The 16,637-nt window shown below is 60.3% G+C and carries 16 protein-coding genes and 2 pseudogenes; 11 read left to right on the top strand and 7 right to left on the bottom strand.

The window, feature by feature from the left end; translation table 11 throughout:
- The first annotated feature begins 15 nt into the window (after nt 1–15).
- Together FCN77_RS27565 and FCN77_RS05785 are read left to right on the top strand one after the other, a co-directional pair.
- Nucleotides 16–204, top strand: coding sequence for a hypothetical protein (locus tag FCN77_RS27565; RefSeq protein ID WP_137324661.1), 189 nt, complete (start codon nt 16–18; stop codon nt 202–204).
- Nucleotides 180–368, top strand: coding sequence for a hypothetical protein (locus FCN77_RS05785; RefSeq protein WP_137321497.1), 189 nt, complete (start codon nt 180–182; stop codon nt 366–368). Before FCN77_RS27565 ends, FCN77_RS05785 begins: the two co-directional genes overlap by 25 nt.
- A 162-nt stretch (nt 369–530) precedes the next feature.
- Here the strand turns inward: FCN77_RS05785 and FCN77_RS05780 are convergent, their stop codons facing one another.
- The 5 genes from FCN77_RS05780 to FCN77_RS05760 form a co-directional block, all read right to left on the bottom strand.
- Nucleotides 531–953, bottom strand: coding sequence for a hypothetical protein (locus tag FCN77_RS05780; RefSeq protein ID WP_137321496.1), 423 nt, complete (start codon nt 951–953; stop codon nt 531–533).
- Between the two features lie 226 nt (nt 954–1,179).
- Nucleotides 1,180–2,220, bottom strand: a complete 1,041-nt coding sequence (locus tag FCN77_RS05775; RefSeq protein WP_137321495.1) for a tyrosine-type recombinase/integrase — start codon at nt 2,218–2,220, stop codon at nt 1,180–1,182.
- Nucleotides 2,217–3,176 (bottom strand): tyrosine-type recombinase/integrase, encoded by a 960-nt coding sequence (locus FCN77_RS05770; RefSeq protein WP_137321494.1) that lies wholly within the window; start codon nt 3,174–3,176, stop codon nt 2,217–2,219. Before FCN77_RS05770 ends, FCN77_RS05775 begins: the two co-directional genes overlap by 4 nt.
- A complete protein-coding gene (locus tag FCN77_RS05765; RefSeq protein WP_137321493.1) occupies nt 3,173–4,384 on the bottom strand; it encodes a site-specific integrase in 1,212 nt (403 codons plus the stop codon). The genes FCN77_RS05770 and FCN77_RS05765 overlap by 4 nt, the downstream gene beginning before the upstream one ends.
- 64 nt (nt 4,385–4,448) lie before the next feature.
- Entirely contained in the window at nt 4,449–5,219 is a 771-nt protein-coding gene (locus tag FCN77_RS05760) for a hypothetical protein (protein WP_137321492.1), read from the bottom strand.
- A gap of 1,513 nt (nt 5,220–6,732) precedes the next feature.
- Between FCN77_RS05760 and FCN77_RS27560 the strand changes: the two are divergent.
- The 5 genes and pseudogenes from FCN77_RS27560 to FCN77_RS05740 form a co-directional block, all read left to right on the top strand.
- Nucleotides 6,733–7,326 (top strand): annotated as a pseudogene (locus tag FCN77_RS27560) (PASTA domain-containing protein); the annotation flags it as partial.
- Nucleotides 7,327–7,461: 135 nt separating this feature from the next.
- A complete protein-coding gene (locus FCN77_RS26655; RefSeq protein WP_254678871.1) occupies nt 7,462–7,836 on the top strand; it encodes an NPCBM/NEW2 domain-containing protein in 375 nt (124 codons plus the stop codon).
- Nucleotides 7,837–8,045: 209 nt separating this feature from the next.
- Nucleotides 8,046–8,558: a hypothetical protein gene (locus tag FCN77_RS05750; RefSeq protein ID WP_217496237.1), complete on the top strand. Its 513-nt coding sequence runs from the start codon at nt 8,046–8,048 to the stop codon at nt 8,556–8,558.
- Nucleotides 8,559–9,177: 619 nt separating this feature from the next.
- Nucleotides 9,178–10,326, top strand: coding sequence for a hypothetical protein (locus tag FCN77_RS05745; RefSeq protein WP_137321489.1), 1,149 nt, complete (start codon nt 9,178–9,180; stop codon nt 10,324–10,326).
- Nucleotides 10,327–10,434: 108 nt separating this feature from the next.
- Nucleotides 10,435–11,619 (top strand): hypothetical protein, encoded by a 1,185-nt coding sequence (locus FCN77_RS05740; protein WP_137321488.1) that lies wholly within the window; start codon nt 10,435–10,437, stop codon nt 11,617–11,619.
- A gap of 7 nt (nt 11,620–11,626) precedes the next feature.
- Here FCN77_RS05740 and FCN77_RS05735 read toward each other — a convergent pair whose 3' ends face one another.
- Nucleotides 11,627–11,896, bottom strand: coding sequence for a hypothetical protein (locus FCN77_RS05735; protein WP_254678870.1), 270 nt, complete (start codon nt 11,894–11,896; stop codon nt 11,627–11,629).
- Between the two features lie 102 nt (nt 11,897–11,998).
- Here FCN77_RS05735 and FCN77_RS05730 point away from each other — a divergent pair, with 102 nt between their 5' ends.
- Both FCN77_RS05730 and FCN77_RS05725 read left to right on the top strand, forming a co-directional pair.
- Nucleotides 11,999–12,871 carry a ribokinase gene (locus tag FCN77_RS05730; protein WP_137321487.1) on the top strand — a complete coding sequence of 291 codons (873 nt, stop codon included), beginning with the start codon at nt 11,999–12,001 and terminating at the stop codon, nt 12,869–12,871.
- Nucleotides 12,868–13,308 (top strand): GNAT family N-acetyltransferase, encoded by a 441-nt coding sequence (locus tag FCN77_RS05725; protein WP_368074315.1) that lies wholly within the window; start codon nt 12,868–12,870, stop codon nt 13,306–13,308. The genes FCN77_RS05730 and FCN77_RS05725 overlap by 4 nt, the downstream gene beginning before the upstream one ends.
- Before the next feature lie 439 nt (nt 13,309–13,747).
- Here the strand turns inward: FCN77_RS05725 and FCN77_RS05720 are convergent, their stop codons facing one another.
- Nucleotides 13,748–13,996, bottom strand: coding sequence for a hypothetical protein (locus FCN77_RS05720; protein WP_254678869.1), 249 nt, complete (start codon nt 13,994–13,996; stop codon nt 13,748–13,750).
- Nucleotides 13,997–14,659: 663 nt separating this feature from the next.
- Between FCN77_RS05720 and FCN77_RS27555 the strand changes: the two are divergent.
- Nucleotides 14,660–14,770, top strand: a pseudogene (locus tag FCN77_RS27555) (hypothetical protein); the annotation flags it as partial.
- A gap of 144 nt (nt 14,771–14,914) precedes the next feature.
- Nucleotides 14,915–16,447 (top strand): ATP-dependent endonuclease, encoded by a 1,533-nt coding sequence (locus FCN77_RS05715; protein ID WP_254678868.1) that lies wholly within the window; start codon nt 14,915–14,917, stop codon nt 16,445–16,447.
- The last annotated feature ends 190 nt before the right edge of the window (nt 16,448–16,637 follow it).

Genomic DNA, 16,637 nt, shown 5'->3' with positions numbered 1-16,637 from the left:
ACGACAGTTCCCGGTATCAGCAAGACCGTCGCGGAAATCATCATCGCCGAAACGGGGGCCGACATGACCCAGTTCCCATCTCGCATCGGCATAGCCGCCATGGCAGCAGTCAGAACCAACGGCACCTTCTGGCAATCACGCTACAAGCGACTGACATCGCGCAGAGGGCCGATGAGAGCATGGTGGCCATCGAACATTCCATGATCGTCACCATCTGGCATCTGCCCACCGACGGCACCGTGTTCGAAGACCTCGACCCCGAACACTTTCAGCGCACCCACCGCAGGACGACCGAGCGCCACGCCCTCAGCCAGCTCCATCAACTTGGCTACGACGTCCAACTCACACCCACCGCCCCGACAAACTGAACGAAAACGGCCGCACACACCGCCCTCCTAACGACGGTGCACTCACCCCTGCCCCTGAACCAGCCACTTGCGTCTCGTGCCCTTCATTTTCACGTCAGGCAACATATATCCGGCCACGCGGACCTTTTCCACGAGTCAACGCGCCCCACCCGAGGAATCATGTCAAGATGCCCGCCTTGGTTGTTTCGTGGAATCATTTGGTTTTGCCCGGATGACCGGCCGGGGTTTGGTGCCCTGTTTCGCCGTGGTCAGGGTCAGGAGTTCGGCGCTCAGTGCCTGGATCTGCCGCTGGATGGCGGCCGGGTTCAAGGGCTTGTTTTCCCGCCGTAGCCGCGTCTTCACGTCCCTGGAGACGGTGCCGGTGTCGGCCAGCACGCGTTGGAACGGAGTCGCGGGCCGGTCGTATGTCTTGCTGATCTTCGCTCCGGTCCGGACCTTCGCCAGGAGCTTCTGCTGCGGAGCGAAATGATTCGTCAGCAGCCGCTGGAGCGCCCAGATCCGGTTCAGCAGCTCCAGCTCGGCGGCGGTGTCGTAGCGGTGGTAACCGACGGTCTGGCGGACGATGTGCCAGTTCTTCTGCTCCACGTGCGCCCCGTCGTTCTTGTTCCCGGAGCGGGACCGGGTGAACGTCAGGTTCTCCTGTTCGCACCAGGTCAGCAGCTCCCAGTTAATGAACTCCGAGCCGTTATCGGTACTAAGCCGAATTCGGCTTAGTTCGGATTATGCCGAGGAAAACGCTAAGCCGAGGAGGGCGGCCGCTGCCCACGACTGGCGGGAAATCCGGATGGTTTCCTCGGCTTAGCGTTTTGGGTCAGCGGAGGGTGTAGAGGATTTGGAGTTTCTCTTCGCTGAGCCATTCGGTGTCGGTGTGGCCGAGTGCGGGTGTTGCGGTGTTCAGGGCTGCTTTGATCATCTCCAGGGTGGCGAAGGCGTAGAAGGCGGAGGTGGTGCTCGCGCTTTCGTGTCCGAGCAGTTGCATGATGATCGGCAGCGGGATTCCTTGTTGGTAGAGGTCCATGGCCCTGGTCTTGCGGATCAGGTGGCAGTGCAGCTTGGCGGGGATCGTCGGGCAGGTTTTCCGGGCGGTGTCTCCGGCCTTCTTGAGGATCGCTGAGACGCTGTCTTCGGAGAGCCTGGCGGGCTCTCCGAGGTGAAGGCTGTTGAACAACGGTCGCGTTGCCGGCGGGTTCGCATCTCGGGGGTGGAACTCCTTGAGATAGACCTGAAGGTGTTCGACGGTCTGCTCGTCCAGTGGCACGATGCGGCTCTTGTTCCGTTTCCCGGTCAGCGTCAGGTGCGCCGGGCGCTGCAGTTGAAGATCGCCCAGTGTCAGCGCGGTGAGCTCACTGACGCGGGCCGCGCTTTCGTAGAGGAGGATCAGGAGCATGCGGTTGCGCCGGGATTTGCTGCTGGAGCCGTCGTAGGCGGTGAGGATCGCGGCGGTTTCTTGCTCTTGCAGGTATTCGACGGGTTTTCTCGGCGGAGAGGGCGCTTTGAGCGTCTTGGCCGCGTCGTGCAGCGCGACCAGTCGGATGTCTTCGCTGGATGCGTAGTGCAGGAACGCTTTGATCGCGGTCAGGCGCAGGTTCACGGTCTTGGGCTGGTAGTTCTTGGTCTGCTGCATCCAGGCCAGCCATGCCTTGAGGAACCGTCGTTCGAAGTGGTCGAAGCCGATGTCCTTGCGCTCGATGTGCTGGACACCGGTCAGGTAGTCCACGTAGCACTCGAGGGAGATCCGGTAGGCCTCGACGGTCTTCGGCGACAGTGCCCTGACTTTGGGCATGTAGTCGTGCAGGTAGGTGCGCGCGTATCCCCAGAAATTCGGGGCATCGTCGCGAGCGTGGCGTTTCATTCGAATCCGACCTTCGGCAGCAGTTCCCGGGTATCGCCTCTCGCCTCTGCATAGCCGTCCATGAAGTCCGGGGACGTGTGGATGTAATAGTAGGTGCTGGCCAGCGAGGCATGGCCCATATAGCGGGCCAGGTAGGGCAGCATGGCGTTGACGTCGACGCCGTCGGCCATCCACCGTTCGATGTTCGCGTAAGCGAAGTGATGTCTGAAGGAGTAGGGCGTGGGCCGCTTTCCCTCCGGCGGTTGTGGCAGCCCGGCGCTATCCCAGATCCTTCTGAACTCGGTGCCCACCCGGTTCGCAGATACCTGGACCCCCGTGGTGGAGACGAAGAAAGTGGTCCGAGTCTGGCCGAAGGGCCGCACCAGCGCTTGATCGCAGGCAGCCAAGATCTCGAGGACTTGCTCCGTCAGGGGAAGTCGGCGGCTTCGGTTGCCCTTGGACCAGTGCACGTCGATGTATCCGTCGGCGAGGTTCACGTCGTCGGGGGCCAACCGGCGGACCTCGCAGGTGCGCAGCCCGCAGGAGTGCATCAGTGCGAAGAACGCGAGCCCCTGGTAATTCCACGGAAAGGGAGCTTCTGCCTTGGCCGCCTCCTGGAAGAACCGGGCGATCTCCTCCCGTGTGAGCAGGTATGGCTGTGGTCGGATGGTAGGGGCTTTCCATTGCTCCGAGAGCACGTACGCGTTCCCGTCTGCATTGATGCGAAGCCAGCGTCCGAAGTCCCGGATGTATGACATCCAGTTTCGCTTGGCGTCGGGGTGGGCCGAGACCCTGGAGGCGACCCAACCCTCGACGGTGGGACGGTCGAAAGCCTCGGACGAGTGTTCGGTGCAGTAGCGGTCGAAGTCCCTCAAATACCCGAGTCGGGCGGTTCTCTGCACGCCGATGCTTTCCTTGAAGTCCAGGTAGCGTTCCAGATTGGTGGCGAACCCGCTGGTGAACTCGGGCTTCTTCATCGTGCCGCCGCCTGCAGGGCTGGCAGCGGCAGGACGCAGGCGCGCATCTGTTCGGTGTCCATACCCAGATACACGTTCGTCGAGTCCGGACTCGAATGCCCCAGGATCGCCGAGATGATCGGCAGCGGTGTTCCGGCTCGCAGGAGCCTGGTCGCTGCATTGTGGCGCAGCAACCGGGTCCCGACCCGTTCATGATCAGCCCCGGCGGCCTTGAAGACCCGCCTGATCACGTCATAGATGGAGCAGTGATCAGAGAACCCGGCATGGGGCGCGACCGAGCGCACAAACACGTGCTCATCCCCGGTATCAGGACGCTCCTGAAGCAGATACTGCGCCAGCCGGCCCGCGACTGCCGGGGGCAGTGGCAGCGTCAACGGATTGCCGGTCTTCTGCTGCACGATCCCGATCGTCAGGCTTCTCCAGTCGATGTCTTTCAAGCGCAGGGCTATCAAGTCGCACGCCCGCAGACCGGTCACCAGCGCCAGTAAGGTGATCGCCGCATCCCGAGCCGGAATCTTCCCGCTCGCGCAGGCCTGGACAACCATCTCCTCTTCGTCGTCGCCCAGCACGGCAATGATGCCGTAATGCCGCTTCGCCCCGACCAAGTTCACCGCCTCGACCAGATCAGGGCGCCGGGCGAAGTTCAGGAACGGGCGCAGATTCCCCACCCCGGCCCACATCGAGTTGCCCGACCAGCGTTCCCGCATCGACTCCAGGAAACCAAGAACGCTGGCACCCTCAGCCGCCTGCAGCGATGTGATGCCGTTGGCCTCCAGATACAACAGGTAGCCCCGGGCAACGCGGTTATAGGCGCCGCGGGTCTCCGCCGCCAGTCCACGTTCTGCGATTTCGTCGGACCAGGAGACCAGCAGGGCGATGAACGCCTGAGCCTGGGGTACCGCCGGTTCCTGACCGCGGCGGTTGAGCGAAAGGTCAACCGTCCCGGTGAGCAGACAGGAGTCGAACAGATCCCTCAGACGTCGGTGCGCTTTGCGCCGCTGATCGCTGAACTTCCCCGTGCGCGGGCTCGTCGTCATCGAAGCGAATTCGGCGCCCAATTCGGGCGTATAGACACCGGCCTGTCTTCGGGACAGCTCCTCCAGTCGTCGAATCCATTTGACGTATTCCAAGACCGTCAACCGCGTATAGCCAGCTGCTTCCAACGCGGCAACAACGCGCTCACCAATCTGCCTGACCGTCGCATCCATGACATTCCCCTTCCAACGGGCCTTACGGATACGACGAACGTAAACCCGTAGAAGGTAGCGGGCACTAAGCCGAGGAAACCATCCGGATTTCCCGCCAGTCGTGGGCAGCGGCCGCCCTCCTCGGCTTAGCGTTTTCCTCGGCATAATCGGAATCGATGCCGAGGATCGGGAACGGGAACGCGGCGGTCGCGTCTTTGATGGCGGCGAAGACCCATTTCTGGGCCTTGTTCCTGACCGACCGTGTTTCGGTCCAGCCGGTGGCAATGTCGGTGATATCCAGGGTGAAGCAGAATTCTCCCCTGCTGTTGCCGCCCTCGTGGCCGACCAAGTCGATCTCGACGAACCCCGGCACCGCGTCGTCCCACTCGGCCCAGGTCCGCATCGGAATGGAGTCCTTCAATAGCGTCCCGGGCTTGGTGTGGGACCGGCCCCGGGGATCGAGTTTTGCCCGGTCCGTCTTGAACCGGCGGTCAATCGTCGCCGGTGCGATGCGCAGCAACTGCGCCGCCGTGGCGTCGTCGATCTGCAGCTCCTTGAACCGGCGCAGGCGTGGCACCAGATCCGGCAGGGCGGCCGCGAGCAGCCGCCCGCACGGGGTCCCCTGCACCGCCCAGCACCGCAGCGCCTCGATCACCGGTTCGCCGTAGAGCGGAGCCCGCGGCGCCCGCGGTCGGACAAGCTTCAGCACCAGCGCCAGCCGCAACGCCTTCCGGGCATGGTCCCGGTGCCAGCCCGTCGTCGCGCACAACTCGTCCAGAACATGCTTCTTCGCCGCCCGGTCCGAGCGGACATACCGGGTGGCAATCGCCTTGGTGACAGCCCTGCGTTCACTCATCGAAAGCTCCATGGCTCACACTGCCGAAGCAGCGCACACCACCCCGGCGGACACGCCGCTACGCGGGCATTCTCAGATGATTCCTCGAATACCCCTACGCGGGCATCTTTGATGAGTCAACGCGCCCCATTGACACCAACCATCATTGTGCATTAGACCTGACCCACTGCGTAGCTAACGGCCCGGGGCTGGCGTGCGGTGGAGTTCATTCGCCTGAGATGTTCCGAAATCTCAATACTGTCTGTAAAAGGATGTGTATGCTATGTTTCCCCTCTCTATAAGACATCTTCCGCATAGTGCCGGAGCGGCCTTGGCGACTCTGGCAACGTTATTGGCGCTAAGCTCATGCAGCTCGGATTCTCTCTCGATTTCGTGTGGTGACTACCTCGGTAAGGATGCGGGCACCCAGCTCAATTTGGCTGTTCGTTGGGGGGCTCCGAACAGGGATAATCCGGGTCCAGCGGCCGAAATGGCGGGTCCCTCATACAAGTCTCAGCTTCTGGCCTACTGTCCAGCCCACAAGGACGTCAAGCTCAAGGACCTTGTTCTGCGCTACGGCTGAAAACCGAACATCGCCGGGCATGAACTCTTTCAGCCAACGGCTCCTGGGCAACCCCTGCCGTTCACCGCCTCACTCGCAAGGGTGACCTCGCCGCAGCGAGTCCGGGAGACAGTCGGAGGCGGGACCGGGCAACGAATACAAAAGGATCCGGTGAAGCTGGCGTTGGCCTGTTCATGCGGCCAAAGAACCGAGCAGGCCTCTGGAAGCGGTATCCGGCCATGAAACTCTCGGTACACGAGTGGTCTCCGATACAAGTAGCCCATACTCGTCTCTTCTTCGCAGTAGACCAGTAATCTGGCGAGCACGTTAGCGAGTCTGGAACATGGCGCCGCCGATAAGACGGTTACCGGCCACCCCCATACTCGCCGCCACAACGTGGTCTGGGCTCCACAATTTTCCCCAGACACGAGCGTTTGTTGAATCCGAGGAGGATCACATGTCCTTTCTAGAAGCCGTCAGTACTTGTCTGAATAAATACGGGACCCCATTCCCCGAGGCATACGTGAAAGTGCTCGACACCGTAACGGCCCCGGACAGTGCAATAAAGTCCTGCGGCTAGGCCAGGATGCCGGAGGATGACCGGACGAGAGTGCCGCCACCCCAAATCCGTCTCGGGCCCCGGAGCGGAACAGAGCCTGGCCGAGGAACAAATGGATTTACGCGTGTGAACGCCATTCGCATTTACGGAGGGATTGAAATCGTCCCGCCCGACTTCATACTGGCGGGTCGCAGCCCTGTTGCTTTTCGTCTTTGGGCACTCGTCCGCCGCGCCGGTTGGCAGACCCCATTTTTCGATAGGTGCATAAGCGATTCCCGACATGCGCGCACAGCTCGGGGACCGGGAGGCGGTAGTGCCGTACGAGTGAACATACAGTGCGGATCGAATCGATCACCGGCCCGGGCGCGGCCAGGAGTACGCAGGGCGGAACGAAGGGCCTGGTGGGTTTGAGGATGACAGCGAAACAAGATGACCGACAATCCGTGAGGAAGAGCCCTCGGCCGCGTTGGAAGGTACTGCGTCGGAATCCTCAAAGTCCCGTCGACGCAGCCGAGGAGAAGCGCAGGCTGCCACCTTGGCTCAACCTGATAACGGCAATTGCCATGCTGTGCGTAGTGTCACTATTCGCCGGGCTGATTCTGGGCTGGGTATTCCGGGGTGCATTGATCGAAGATCCCTCTGGTGGCCGACCGGACGGCGCGGGAGCAACGGCGGCCCCCAAACCATCTACGTCGACGCTGCCGATGCCGGACGTTCGCGGGTTGAACGAAGCAGACGCCCGACAAGTACTCTCGGACGCCGGTTACGACCCCTCCATCGTAAGAATCAGCAAGGTTCCATCAGTAGCCTCAACCGGCACCGTAGCCGCCCAGGACCCGGTCGCAGGGACGACAAATCCCGCTACCATTACCCTGTCGTTGCCCTCGCCCGCGACCATGCCTCCGCTCGCCGGCAAAACCCTTGAAGACGCGACGAAGGCTCTGACGCTGATGGGCGCGCAACCGGCGGTCAAAAGAATCTATGACCCGAATTCCACCCCCGGGACGGTCATTACGACGGACCCGGCGCCCGGTTCTCCCCTGTCGGCCGCGCCGACGCTCACTGTGGCGGGCACCGCCAGCAGCGCGCCGATGTCGGGACTAAAGGGAAGCGGTAGCTGCGGCCCGATAAGCTCTGGAAGCGTGAACGGCACGAAGGTGACCAACGGCCTTCGCTGCGCCATCAGCCACGTTCCGGCCACCACCTACTGGATCCTGGGACGGTCCGTTGCCCGGCTGCAGGGAACCGTCGGAATCGACGACAGCTCTGACACCGGGGCGAAGGCCAAGGTAACCATCACCGCCGACGGAAAGCCTCTGCTGGACCAAGACATCGCTTATGGGCAAAGCGCGAACCTCGACGCAGACATCACAGGAGTCCTCCGGTTGGAAGTAACCGTCACCGACGCCAGCACGTCCAAGAAATCCGGAACTTCAGGCACCACGTATGTTGTGCTGGCCAACGCCGTGGTCCTCGGGTCGGCTGCTGCAATCGCGGCTCTGGGCGGGACGCCATGATCAAGAGACTGCGGGGCGCAGCCGGTTTCATAGCCGCCGTAGTCCCCTTTCTGGTGTGCCTCGTCCCGGCTTGTATTTCCGCGTCGGCGGCCGAGTCACCACGCTACGGGGTTTCGTCGGCTGAGCAGGTTGCAGCGTCCCCGGAGTCCCCACTGCCCATCGGCCCGGGAGGGAGGGATGTCCTGATCCTCTTGGACACTTCGGGTTCAATGGCTGACAAGGACCGCAGCGGCACCGTGAAGATCGGAGCAGCGAAGAACGCGATCCTGCAGCAAATGCAGGAACTTCCTGTTTCGGCGCGCCTTGGACTCATGACCTACCCGTCCAAGTCCGGCAGCACGAAGTCCGGTTGCCGTCCGCCCCAACTGCGGCTTCCGGTCAGCAGCTCCTCGCTCACCGACATGAGTCCAGCGCTCGGCATTCTGCCGCCCCCGGACGGCGGTACCCCCACCAGCGACGCGATGATCGGGGCGGCCCAATACCTCAAGAATGAGGGTCTTACGGACGTCACCATCGTCCTGGTCTCCGATGGGGAATCCAACTGCGGCGCAACCCCGTGCAACACTGCCAAGCAGCTCAAATCGGAAAACGTTCACTTGGCCGTCAACACTGTCGGCTTCGACATCTCCCCCAAGGACAGCAGGAATTACAGTGCGTTGCCGCGGCGGCTGACGGAGTCTATGTCGATGCCAAGGACGGCGCCCAGCTCACGCAGGTCCTGAAGGATCAACTCGGCAGCGGCCTGCGTATAACCCTGTCCGCTCCTACCGCGCCGATACAAATGCTGGAGCGCAGCTTCGATGTCGGCGTCACCGTTTCCGAGGCCACCGGACACAGCGCCGCCAACGTGCAAATAGCCCTCACGGAAACGAATCCAGCTGGCGGATCTTTTGTTCAGCGGCCCGTCATGTCCTTGGGAAATCTGGGGCCAGGCGTGAGTGTTCCAACGAGTTGGGCGATCAGGCCACCATCGAATCCGCTGCTCAATAAGTCCACTTACCGGGTCACCGTCACTACGAACAGCTACCCCGCAGAGACGAAGGACTTCACCGTCGCGTTCTCCCACGATCAACAGAGCGGTTTAGTACTCAACGGCGCCCTCAAGGACTTCAAGAACGTCGTGGTCCTGGGCGACTCCTACTCTTCAGGAGAGGGGCAGGAAATGACGAACGACCCTATTTCCAACTTGGCGATCAGTCCATGGCCTGCCACCGTACGAAGAACCAGTACGCCAACTGGTTATACAGCCCGGAAAGCGTACGCATTCTCGCCTGCTCGGGCGCCGTTAGCTCGAATGTCTACGCTGTGGGCCAAAACGGAGAACCTAACCAGCTGGCCCAATTGGACACCATGCTGTCAACCGGATACCGGCCGGACGCCATCTTCCTATCCATTGCCGGCAACAACATCGGCTTCGGCGACATTGCAAGGAGCTGCGTGCTGAGTGCCTTTGGTGCAATTACGACCTTGGATCGTCTGCGTTCGTGTCCAGCCAGTCCGGGCTCACTGGATGCTTACCTTGCAGTGGAAGATCTCCTCAGCTACGTTCCTGCATACGTTGACGGTGTCCTAGAGCAGACCAGTTCGATGTTCGGTAAGCACCAGCTCAAAACCCCCCCAATCATTGTGCTCAAGTACCCGCAGTTGCTGGCCCATGATACAAACGCCCCGCTGAGATGCGACCCGTCCCACCCTTTCCAGGATTTTGCGCTGGGAGCGGGTTTCGAGTACTTCTCCAGACTTCAAAATCAGCTGAACGGGCAGATTACTTGGGGGGTCCGCTTTGCCGTCGGTAAAGGCGTGCCTGCTTATGTGGCCGGCACGGACAAGGCCATCCCGCCTGACCATAACTTATGTTCGGCTGATCCATGGTTCGTTCCTCTGACCGGGCAAGGGGCAATTATTGACGAATCCCCCGAATCTCTCCACCCGATTGCGGCAGGCCACAAGGCCATTGCCGCGGCGATCAATTCTTGGGCAGCGGACCCGGGAACCAGTCTTAGGCCCGCGGCGCCCCCGATCGGCAGTGAGCCGCCATGGAAGAGCGCCACGGTGCAATGGTGGCCCACGGCATCGGACATCTACCTGGTCTTGAGCCAGCCGGCTGCAACGGGCGGTCCAACCTTAAGCGACCACTACGGCCAAACGGTCATCCATGTTTCAGGAGGAGCACCATTGACTGGGGTCACGCTCTACATACATTCGGCTCCGCTCGTGCTCGGTCGCGTCGAACTGGACCAAAATGGCAATGGTTCCCTCTCTGTTGATCTGCAGGCCACCGACCTGCCGCCCGGAGACCATACGGTCAATGTGCTGGGAACCGCCGCGGACGGCAAAGCCGTCGTCCGCGCAGTGAGCATCCACATCGAACAGCCGTTCCCCGCCGCCTTCTGGATCATGATCCTTCTCGGCGTTGCACTGGCGTCTGTAGCCACGACTATTCTCCTCAAGTCTCCGAGGCGGACTCGTAGCCCGCGTTCTGATTCATGAATGTGCGCGCAAAAACTGTAAACCCAAGCTGTCAATTAGAACGAAGTCCCTTGCGATTTGTAAAAAGGACGATAGGAACCAACCTCGACAAGCATAATGGAGCAACATATGTATTCGATGAGCGGACAAGCAAGCCGTGAGATAGACGGCGACATAGCCAACGTCTGGGCCGAAGCAATCACGCTCCAATGGCTAAACGGGTGGGATAGCGTCCTCATATCTGATCCGCCAGCGCCGGGAGGTGATTTCTGGCTTATTGATGATGGTCATCGAATTCGATGTAAGTGGACCCGCGTAGTACCTCAGCGCATTCTAGAATGGCTCGGCGACAACGGTGAGGCGGGACGGTTGAGCCTCCGAGACGCGGGGCAACGGACAAGCGTTAGTTACGACGCGGTCTATGTTGCGCAGGCAGTTGCGGACAGCGCAATCGCGGGATTCCTTAATATCGTTGCAAGAGGAAAAATGCAGCGGGACAGCAACAATCACGCAAATAATGAATTGAATAGCCTGTCATTCAGGGTCGCTCGGAGGTTAAAAGGCAATCCTGTAGATGATAATGCTGGAAGACGAATGCTCGAGATTTGCGAGTTCGGTATGCAAACGACCGATCCGGACGTCGTTCCGCTCTTAGATGCTGAAGGACGGTTAATCCTCGCTGACGATGAACAAGTGGTTTGGTCGGGCGATGCTACAACGGCTGCAGCGGAGGACGCCACTGCGGCCGCCGGGCGCGAACAATGGCGTACATTGTGGGACTCGCCGGAGACTGCCCACCTGACGTTGACTACGAAACGCCTGGTTTATGTCATTCCACAATTCACTCGCGCGGACGGATCATGGATCATTGTAGGCGGGCTCGCGGGGGCCGCGCTGGTTGGGGCGAGCGCTCTTCGCGCCAGATGGCAAAGGAACGGCCGGGCCCTCGCCGGCCAGATCCGACATCTACATCTACTCAATCTGATTACCGGTCCCAACTCGCGACCCACCTTCTCAAGTCCGGCAACCGTGACCGCAACGATGCTTCAACTTCCGGATCGCCTGTTGAGAGTGTCTCTAACGGCTACCCATGGTCCTGACCAGGCGCTCGAACTTGCTCGCATTTGGACGAAGGCTGCCTGTGCCGATCGACTCGGCCGCTTTGCCTACCTCGAGGGAAGTCAGTCAGACAAATGGAAAGAACTGCAAGCTCAGTATGTCGATCCGTCCTCGACTAACCATTTCTACGGCGACCTTTGGGGTCTTCCTTTGGGTTGCGCACTGACCAGGAATCATCCATACGGGCTGCCGTGAAAACCGACTACCGTACCGCCGACACGAGAGAAAATAGACGCGACTGTAGTATTAGGCCGAAGCTGGCGGCGATCTGGGGCAGGGCCGGGGTAACCATGCGGGCGTTGAGCTGGAAGGACAGCACGCCGAGCAGCAGCGTCGAAATGAGGAGGGTGGCGCGGCGGCCGGCGAATTGCGTCTGGTCCTGGGTTTCAGGTGGTGGCGCGGTGGTTGCTGGTCCGGCGACCGGTGCTGGGGTGTTCACATCAAACTCCTTTGTCTGCAGGCTGGGTGCCATTGGATGTGAGTTGTTATACAACCACGTATGACTAGCAAGTACAACCATGCCGTACACTATTTCCTAATTCAGCCGCCCTGGCTTTCCCGATAGGACTTCCTCATGAGCACTCGACTTCCTGCCGTCACCGTCGTCGGCAGCATCAACCTCGACATCATCGCCACCACGGACAGGATTCCTTCCCCGGGTGAGACCGTCGGCGGCGGCGCCCTGACCCATCAGCCGGGCGGCAAGGGAGCCAACCAGGCGGTGGCCGCCGCGCGGCTGGGCGGAAGCGCCCGGATGATCGGGGCGGTGGGCGACGACGCCCAGGGCCACCTGATGCTGGCGTCTCTTTCCGACGCGGGAGTGGACACCACCGGTGTGGCAGTGCTCGACGGCGACGCGACCGGCACCGCACTGATCGTCGTGGACCGGGATGGTGAAAACCAGATCGTGGTGTGCCCAGGGGCGAACTCCGGGTTCTCGGTGGAGGGCCTGCAGTTCGGGCCGGACGAGACGGTGCTGTGCCAGCTCGAAGTTGGACTGCCCGTGGTGCTGGAAGCCGCCCTCCGTTCCGCCGGTTTCTTCGTCCTGAACGCCGCCCCGGCCATGGACCTGCCGGCGGAACTGCTGGAGCGCTGCGACCTGGTGGTCGTAAACGAGACAGAGTACCAGTTGATTCCGGCGCTGGCAGAGGCCAGGTTGGTGGCAGTGACGTACGGGAAGGACGGCTCGGCGATATTCGAGAACGGACGCCGGGTGGCTGAGGCTCCGGCGGCGGCCGTTACGGTGGCGAACACCATCGGTGCGGGAGACGCGTTTTGCGCTGCGCTGGTGCTGGCCCTCCGGGCGGGGTTCGACTACTCCACCGCGCTGGCCGTGGCCAATGCCGTGGGGGCCGATGCGGTGGGAGATCCCTCTTCCCAGCCGGCGCTGGCTCGGTTGGAGGAGTACGTCGCCCGAGTAGGTGTAGCCGGGGTTGCCGGGCAGTGAATCTGGTTTTCGGGCCGGCAACGCCTGCCGATTATTCAGAGGTCCGGAAAATTACCCGGGAGGCGTACCTCCACGCTGGGCATTTCACTGCCGACCACCCGTATCTGAGTGTGCTGGACAACGTGGAACACCGGGCGGAGCATGCTGAGGTGTGGGTGGCGGAAGCCTCCGGCGCGGTGGTCGCTGCTGTGACGCTGACTTTCGCAGGGCGACCGTACAGCGAGATCGCGATGGAAAATGAGCTCGAGTTGCGGGTGCTTGCTGTTGACCCTGCTGTTCAAGGCAACGGGGTGGGGCGAGCCGTTGTCCGCCGGGGTCATCAGACATGCGCAGTCGCTGCCCGTTATCCGGGAGATCAGCATTACGAGCGCGACGTTTATGGAACGGGCCCATGTTCTCTACGAATACTTGGGCTTCCAGAGGGTTCCGGCCCGTGACTGGTATGTGCCCGGCGAGGACGTGCTGCTTTGGGCGTTCCGGCTTGAGGTGTAACGGCCCGGCGGTTGAGCGTGTCGAACGGGAGTTCAGGAGACTCAACAAGGTGCTGCGGCTGCTGCACGAAGGGCAAGTGGCCTCGGCACTGGAGTCTTACCGGGCTCCCCTGCTCAGCCGCTCAGGTGCCTCAGGCGTGCAACTGTCTCGAACGAGTTGAATCTGGCCGTTGGGTCGCCATGCGGTCCAGCGGTGACCCGGGCGGCCCATCTGGCTCCCTAGGGACATTGTGTCCACGGATTCGGAGCCAGTGGCGGCGCTGGGCGACTGCTAAACGTCGAGATCCCCGATACCCGTCGTTCTTGGCTTCCTACGGCGCTGGTTGGGCCTTCCAAACCCAGTCAACAGAATTTGTCAGGCAATTAACCGCCCATTCACATCGTCCTAGGACCTGTCCATCCGGCCGAGCGGGACCCACCGGGCGTCCACCACGATCTTGCCACCCCGCCGCCGGAGAGCCCGATAAAACCAATCTTGCAGCACAGGTGGTAGTTGCCTGGCCAGCAGGCGTCGCATTCGTCGCATTCGTCGCGGACAAAATACGGTCGGTGGCAGCGTTGTCCCCCGCCGCGAGCCTTCCACCCCTTCGCCGACGTCAGACACAGTTCCGGAGAACTCGTGCCCCAGGCTCACTGGAGCCTCCTGCCCCGACGGCGCGTGGTCCTGCCCCAGTAAGGGGATAAAGATGGGGTGTGCTCCTCAGCGGGAGCGGTGGTGGGCTGCACAGTTCGTATGCCGGCGTTTCCAGTCCTTCCATGCGGGCCTTGAACTGCACGGGTCAGGTAGGAGGAGTAATGCCGGCACAAGTACAGGTTCTGACGCACGCTTTGAGCCAGCCCCTCGGGACAAGTTCAAGTTCCAATCTGCCCAAAAAACTCTCGGTGGGGCGGCGACCCGTAAGAATCGCTTGCTCATATGATCGCGAAGGGCCCCGTTCCATGTATATCGGCCATTGTTGTTCTAGCAACAATTGTCCTCCCTCGGCATACAATGCAGTGAATACCTGTGTGATAGATGAACGCTACACAGCAATGGTGACCTAGGAATCGGATTTTCAGTTCGTAAGGCCCCCGTCAGCAGTAAAGAAAGTGTGAGCATTGGCCGGCAGCAACAACGACAACCTGGCACGGAGCACGGCGAATATTCTGTACAAGTCAGCAAACCCGCTGGACTGGCCGACTGAACAGAACCCAATCCACCGTATGGGCCCCTGAGTCAGCCAACTGGGCGACAAGATAAAGTTGAATTCGCTCGTCACGATGTGGAGCGAGCTAATTTTTGAAGAGTTGCAGATCCATGAACAGTGTCCCGCATCTCAATCCGAACGCAGGAAATAAGTTGATCACTTCCCTCAGACTCCACAGGTACAAAGGCTTCAGCGACTTCAGCGTCACGTTCAAATCCAAATCGTTACTATTGGGCCCAAATAATGCAGGAAAGAGCACTCTGATAGGGGCCATCAGACTGGCAAATGAAGCGGCTAAATTCATAACCCGAAATAGTCCTAAGGATAGATTTCGCAACGGAGAAAGGACAATCCACGGTCACCATATGCTCAAGCTCCGCACCCAGTCATTCAGTCTTGAGAATTTGCGGCATGAGTTCAAAGATGAGCCCACCAGTCTATCGCTTCGGTATGCCACGGGCGCAGTGATCCATTTGGTTTGGCCCGTGGATTCCCCGGCTTTTTTTTGGCTGGAAAACTTGGGGCATCCGGTTGTCACAGCCGCCGCAGCAAAAATGCTCATCTCCCCTATCGGAGTGGCCCCAACATTGACACCCTTGGACCGCGATGAAAAACAGTTGAGCTCAGAGCACCTCCGTTCACACATTGATACAAAGCTCTCAAGCAGGCATTTCCGAAATAACCTATTTGCTATCCGGGAAGTGGACGCAAGGGACTTCGAAGGTCTTAACCGGTTTCTGCTCGAAAATACGCCAGAGCTTGCAGACCTGCAACTAATTCGCCGCATCCAGGACGGTGAAGCGTGGATTGATCTCTATTACCGAGACGCTGCGGGGCGTACAGAGAAAGAAATTGTCTGGGCAGGGGACGGGCTTCAGATTTGGATCCAAATTCTATTCCACATTTGGAGATGCAGAGATAGCAGCACCATAGTCCTTGATGAACCGGATGTTTTCCTGCACCCTGACCTTCAGCGGCGACTGGTCCGGATACTCGAGGCGCAGTCTCAACAGATAATTGTGTCTTCCCATGCGGCCGAAGTTGCTTCTGAGGCGGACCCCCAGAGTCTCGTTTGGATAGAGCGAGGTTCACGTGCAGCAAAACGGTTGAGTTCTGAGAGTTATTTAGGTGGTGTCGCGGGAGGTCTCGGCAGGTCGTTTAACCTGTCCATCGCCCACGCGTTGAAGGCCAAAGTCGCTCTTTTCGTCGAAGGCGAAGACGTGAAGATTATTAGGATCCTGGCCGAGCGAGTGGGATGCTCGAAAATTGCAAAGGAAGAAGGACTGGCCGTCGTACCGATTGGTGGATTCAATCGGTGGCCCAGCGTAGAGACGTTCGCGTGGCTGAAAGACGGGTTTTTGGACTCAGGTGTTAAAGTCCGACTCATCCTGGACAGTGACTATCGAGCACCGGCGGACTGTAGGTCGTTAGAATCAGACTTTCTAAAGGCGAACGTGGACACACACATTTGGCATCGAAAAGAACTCGAAAGCTATCTCCTAGACCCGGCGATTATTGCCGCAGCCACGGGCTTGGATCTCGATGAGGTTATCACCAAGTTGAATGCGGTCGTGGACGAACTTAAATGGGATGTATTTGGGCAACTCGCAAAGCAAGGCTTGGATTCCACCTCGCCGCACCTCGCTGCCTCAACGGTTCTATCAGAGGCCCAGCAATCCTTCTTCATGAAGTGGTCCAATCTGGAGCGCAAACTGCATTTAGTGCCGGCTCAGAAGGTCATCTCCGGCTGGAATAGGCAACTAACTGGCTCCAGGCAACACACTTTGACGTCTAGATCGCTAGCGTCAGCAGCAAGCCCGACGACGTTGGATTGGGAGATGGTCGAAGTTCTTCAATCCATCGAATCCGATCTTTCATCAGCGAATCACTGGGAATAGCCGATAACCACAAGTTGGGAAGATCTGTAAGGACGGCAGGCAAGCTTCCCGACCGCTTGGTCAAACTCGGCACCGACATGCTCACCGAAGTCCGGCAGCGTCTGACACAGCAGGTCCATGGCCGACAGGAACGCCCCATCGATCCGGTCTGGGCCAGCCGGCGCCTGCTCTCGCGTGCCGGCGACACACT

Origin of the sequence: Arthrobacter sp. 24S4-2 (genome assembly GCF_005280255.1) — a bacterium.
Classification (GTDB): domain Bacteria; phylum Actinomycetota; class Actinomycetes; order Actinomycetales; family Micrococcaceae; genus Arthrobacter.
The sequence above is the reverse complement of the archived record's forward strand: the minus strand, read 5'-3'. Positions and strand labels throughout refer to the sequence as shown.

Excerpts from the sequence above, each read along its gene's own strand:
- FCN77_RS05750 (WP_217496237.1), top strand. The coding sequence starts at position 8,046 with ATGGCTGACAAGGACCGCAGCGGCACCGTGAAGATCGGAGCAGCGAAG.
- FCN77_RS05770 (WP_137321494.1), bottom strand. The coding sequence starts at position 3,176 with ATGAAGAAGCCCGAGTTCACCAGCGGGTTCGCCACCAATCTGGAACGC.
- FCN77_RS05715 (WP_254678868.1), top strand. The coding sequence starts at position 14,915 with ATGCTCAAGCTCCGCACCCAGTCATTCAGTCTTGAGAATTTGCGGCAT.
- FCN77_RS05730 (WP_137321487.1), top strand. The coding sequence starts at position 11,999 with ATGAGCACTCGACTTCCTGCCGTCACCGTCGTCGGCAGCATCAACCTC.
- FCN77_RS05785 (WP_137321497.1), top strand. The coding sequence starts at position 180 with ATGGTGGCCATCGAACATTCCATGATCGTCACCATCTGGCATCTGCCC.
- FCN77_RS05760 (WP_137321492.1), bottom strand. The coding sequence starts at position 5,219 with ATGAGTGAACGCAGGGCTGTCACCAAGGCGATTGCCACCCGGTATGTC.
- FCN77_RS05775 (WP_137321495.1), bottom strand. The coding sequence starts at position 2,220 with ATGAAACGCCACGCTCGCGACGATGCCCCGAATTTCTGGGGATACGCG.
- FCN77_RS05735 (WP_254678870.1), bottom strand. The coding sequence starts at position 11,896 with ATGGCACCCAGCCTGCAGACAAAGGAGTTTGATGTGAACACCCCAGCA.
- FCN77_RS05740 (WP_137321488.1), top strand. The coding sequence starts at position 10,435 with ATGTATTCGATGAGCGGACAAGCAAGCCGTGAGATAGACGGCGACATA.
- FCN77_RS05765 (WP_137321493.1), bottom strand. The coding sequence starts at position 4,384 with ATGGATGCGACGGTCAGGCAGATTGGTGAGCGCGTTGTTGCCGCGTTG.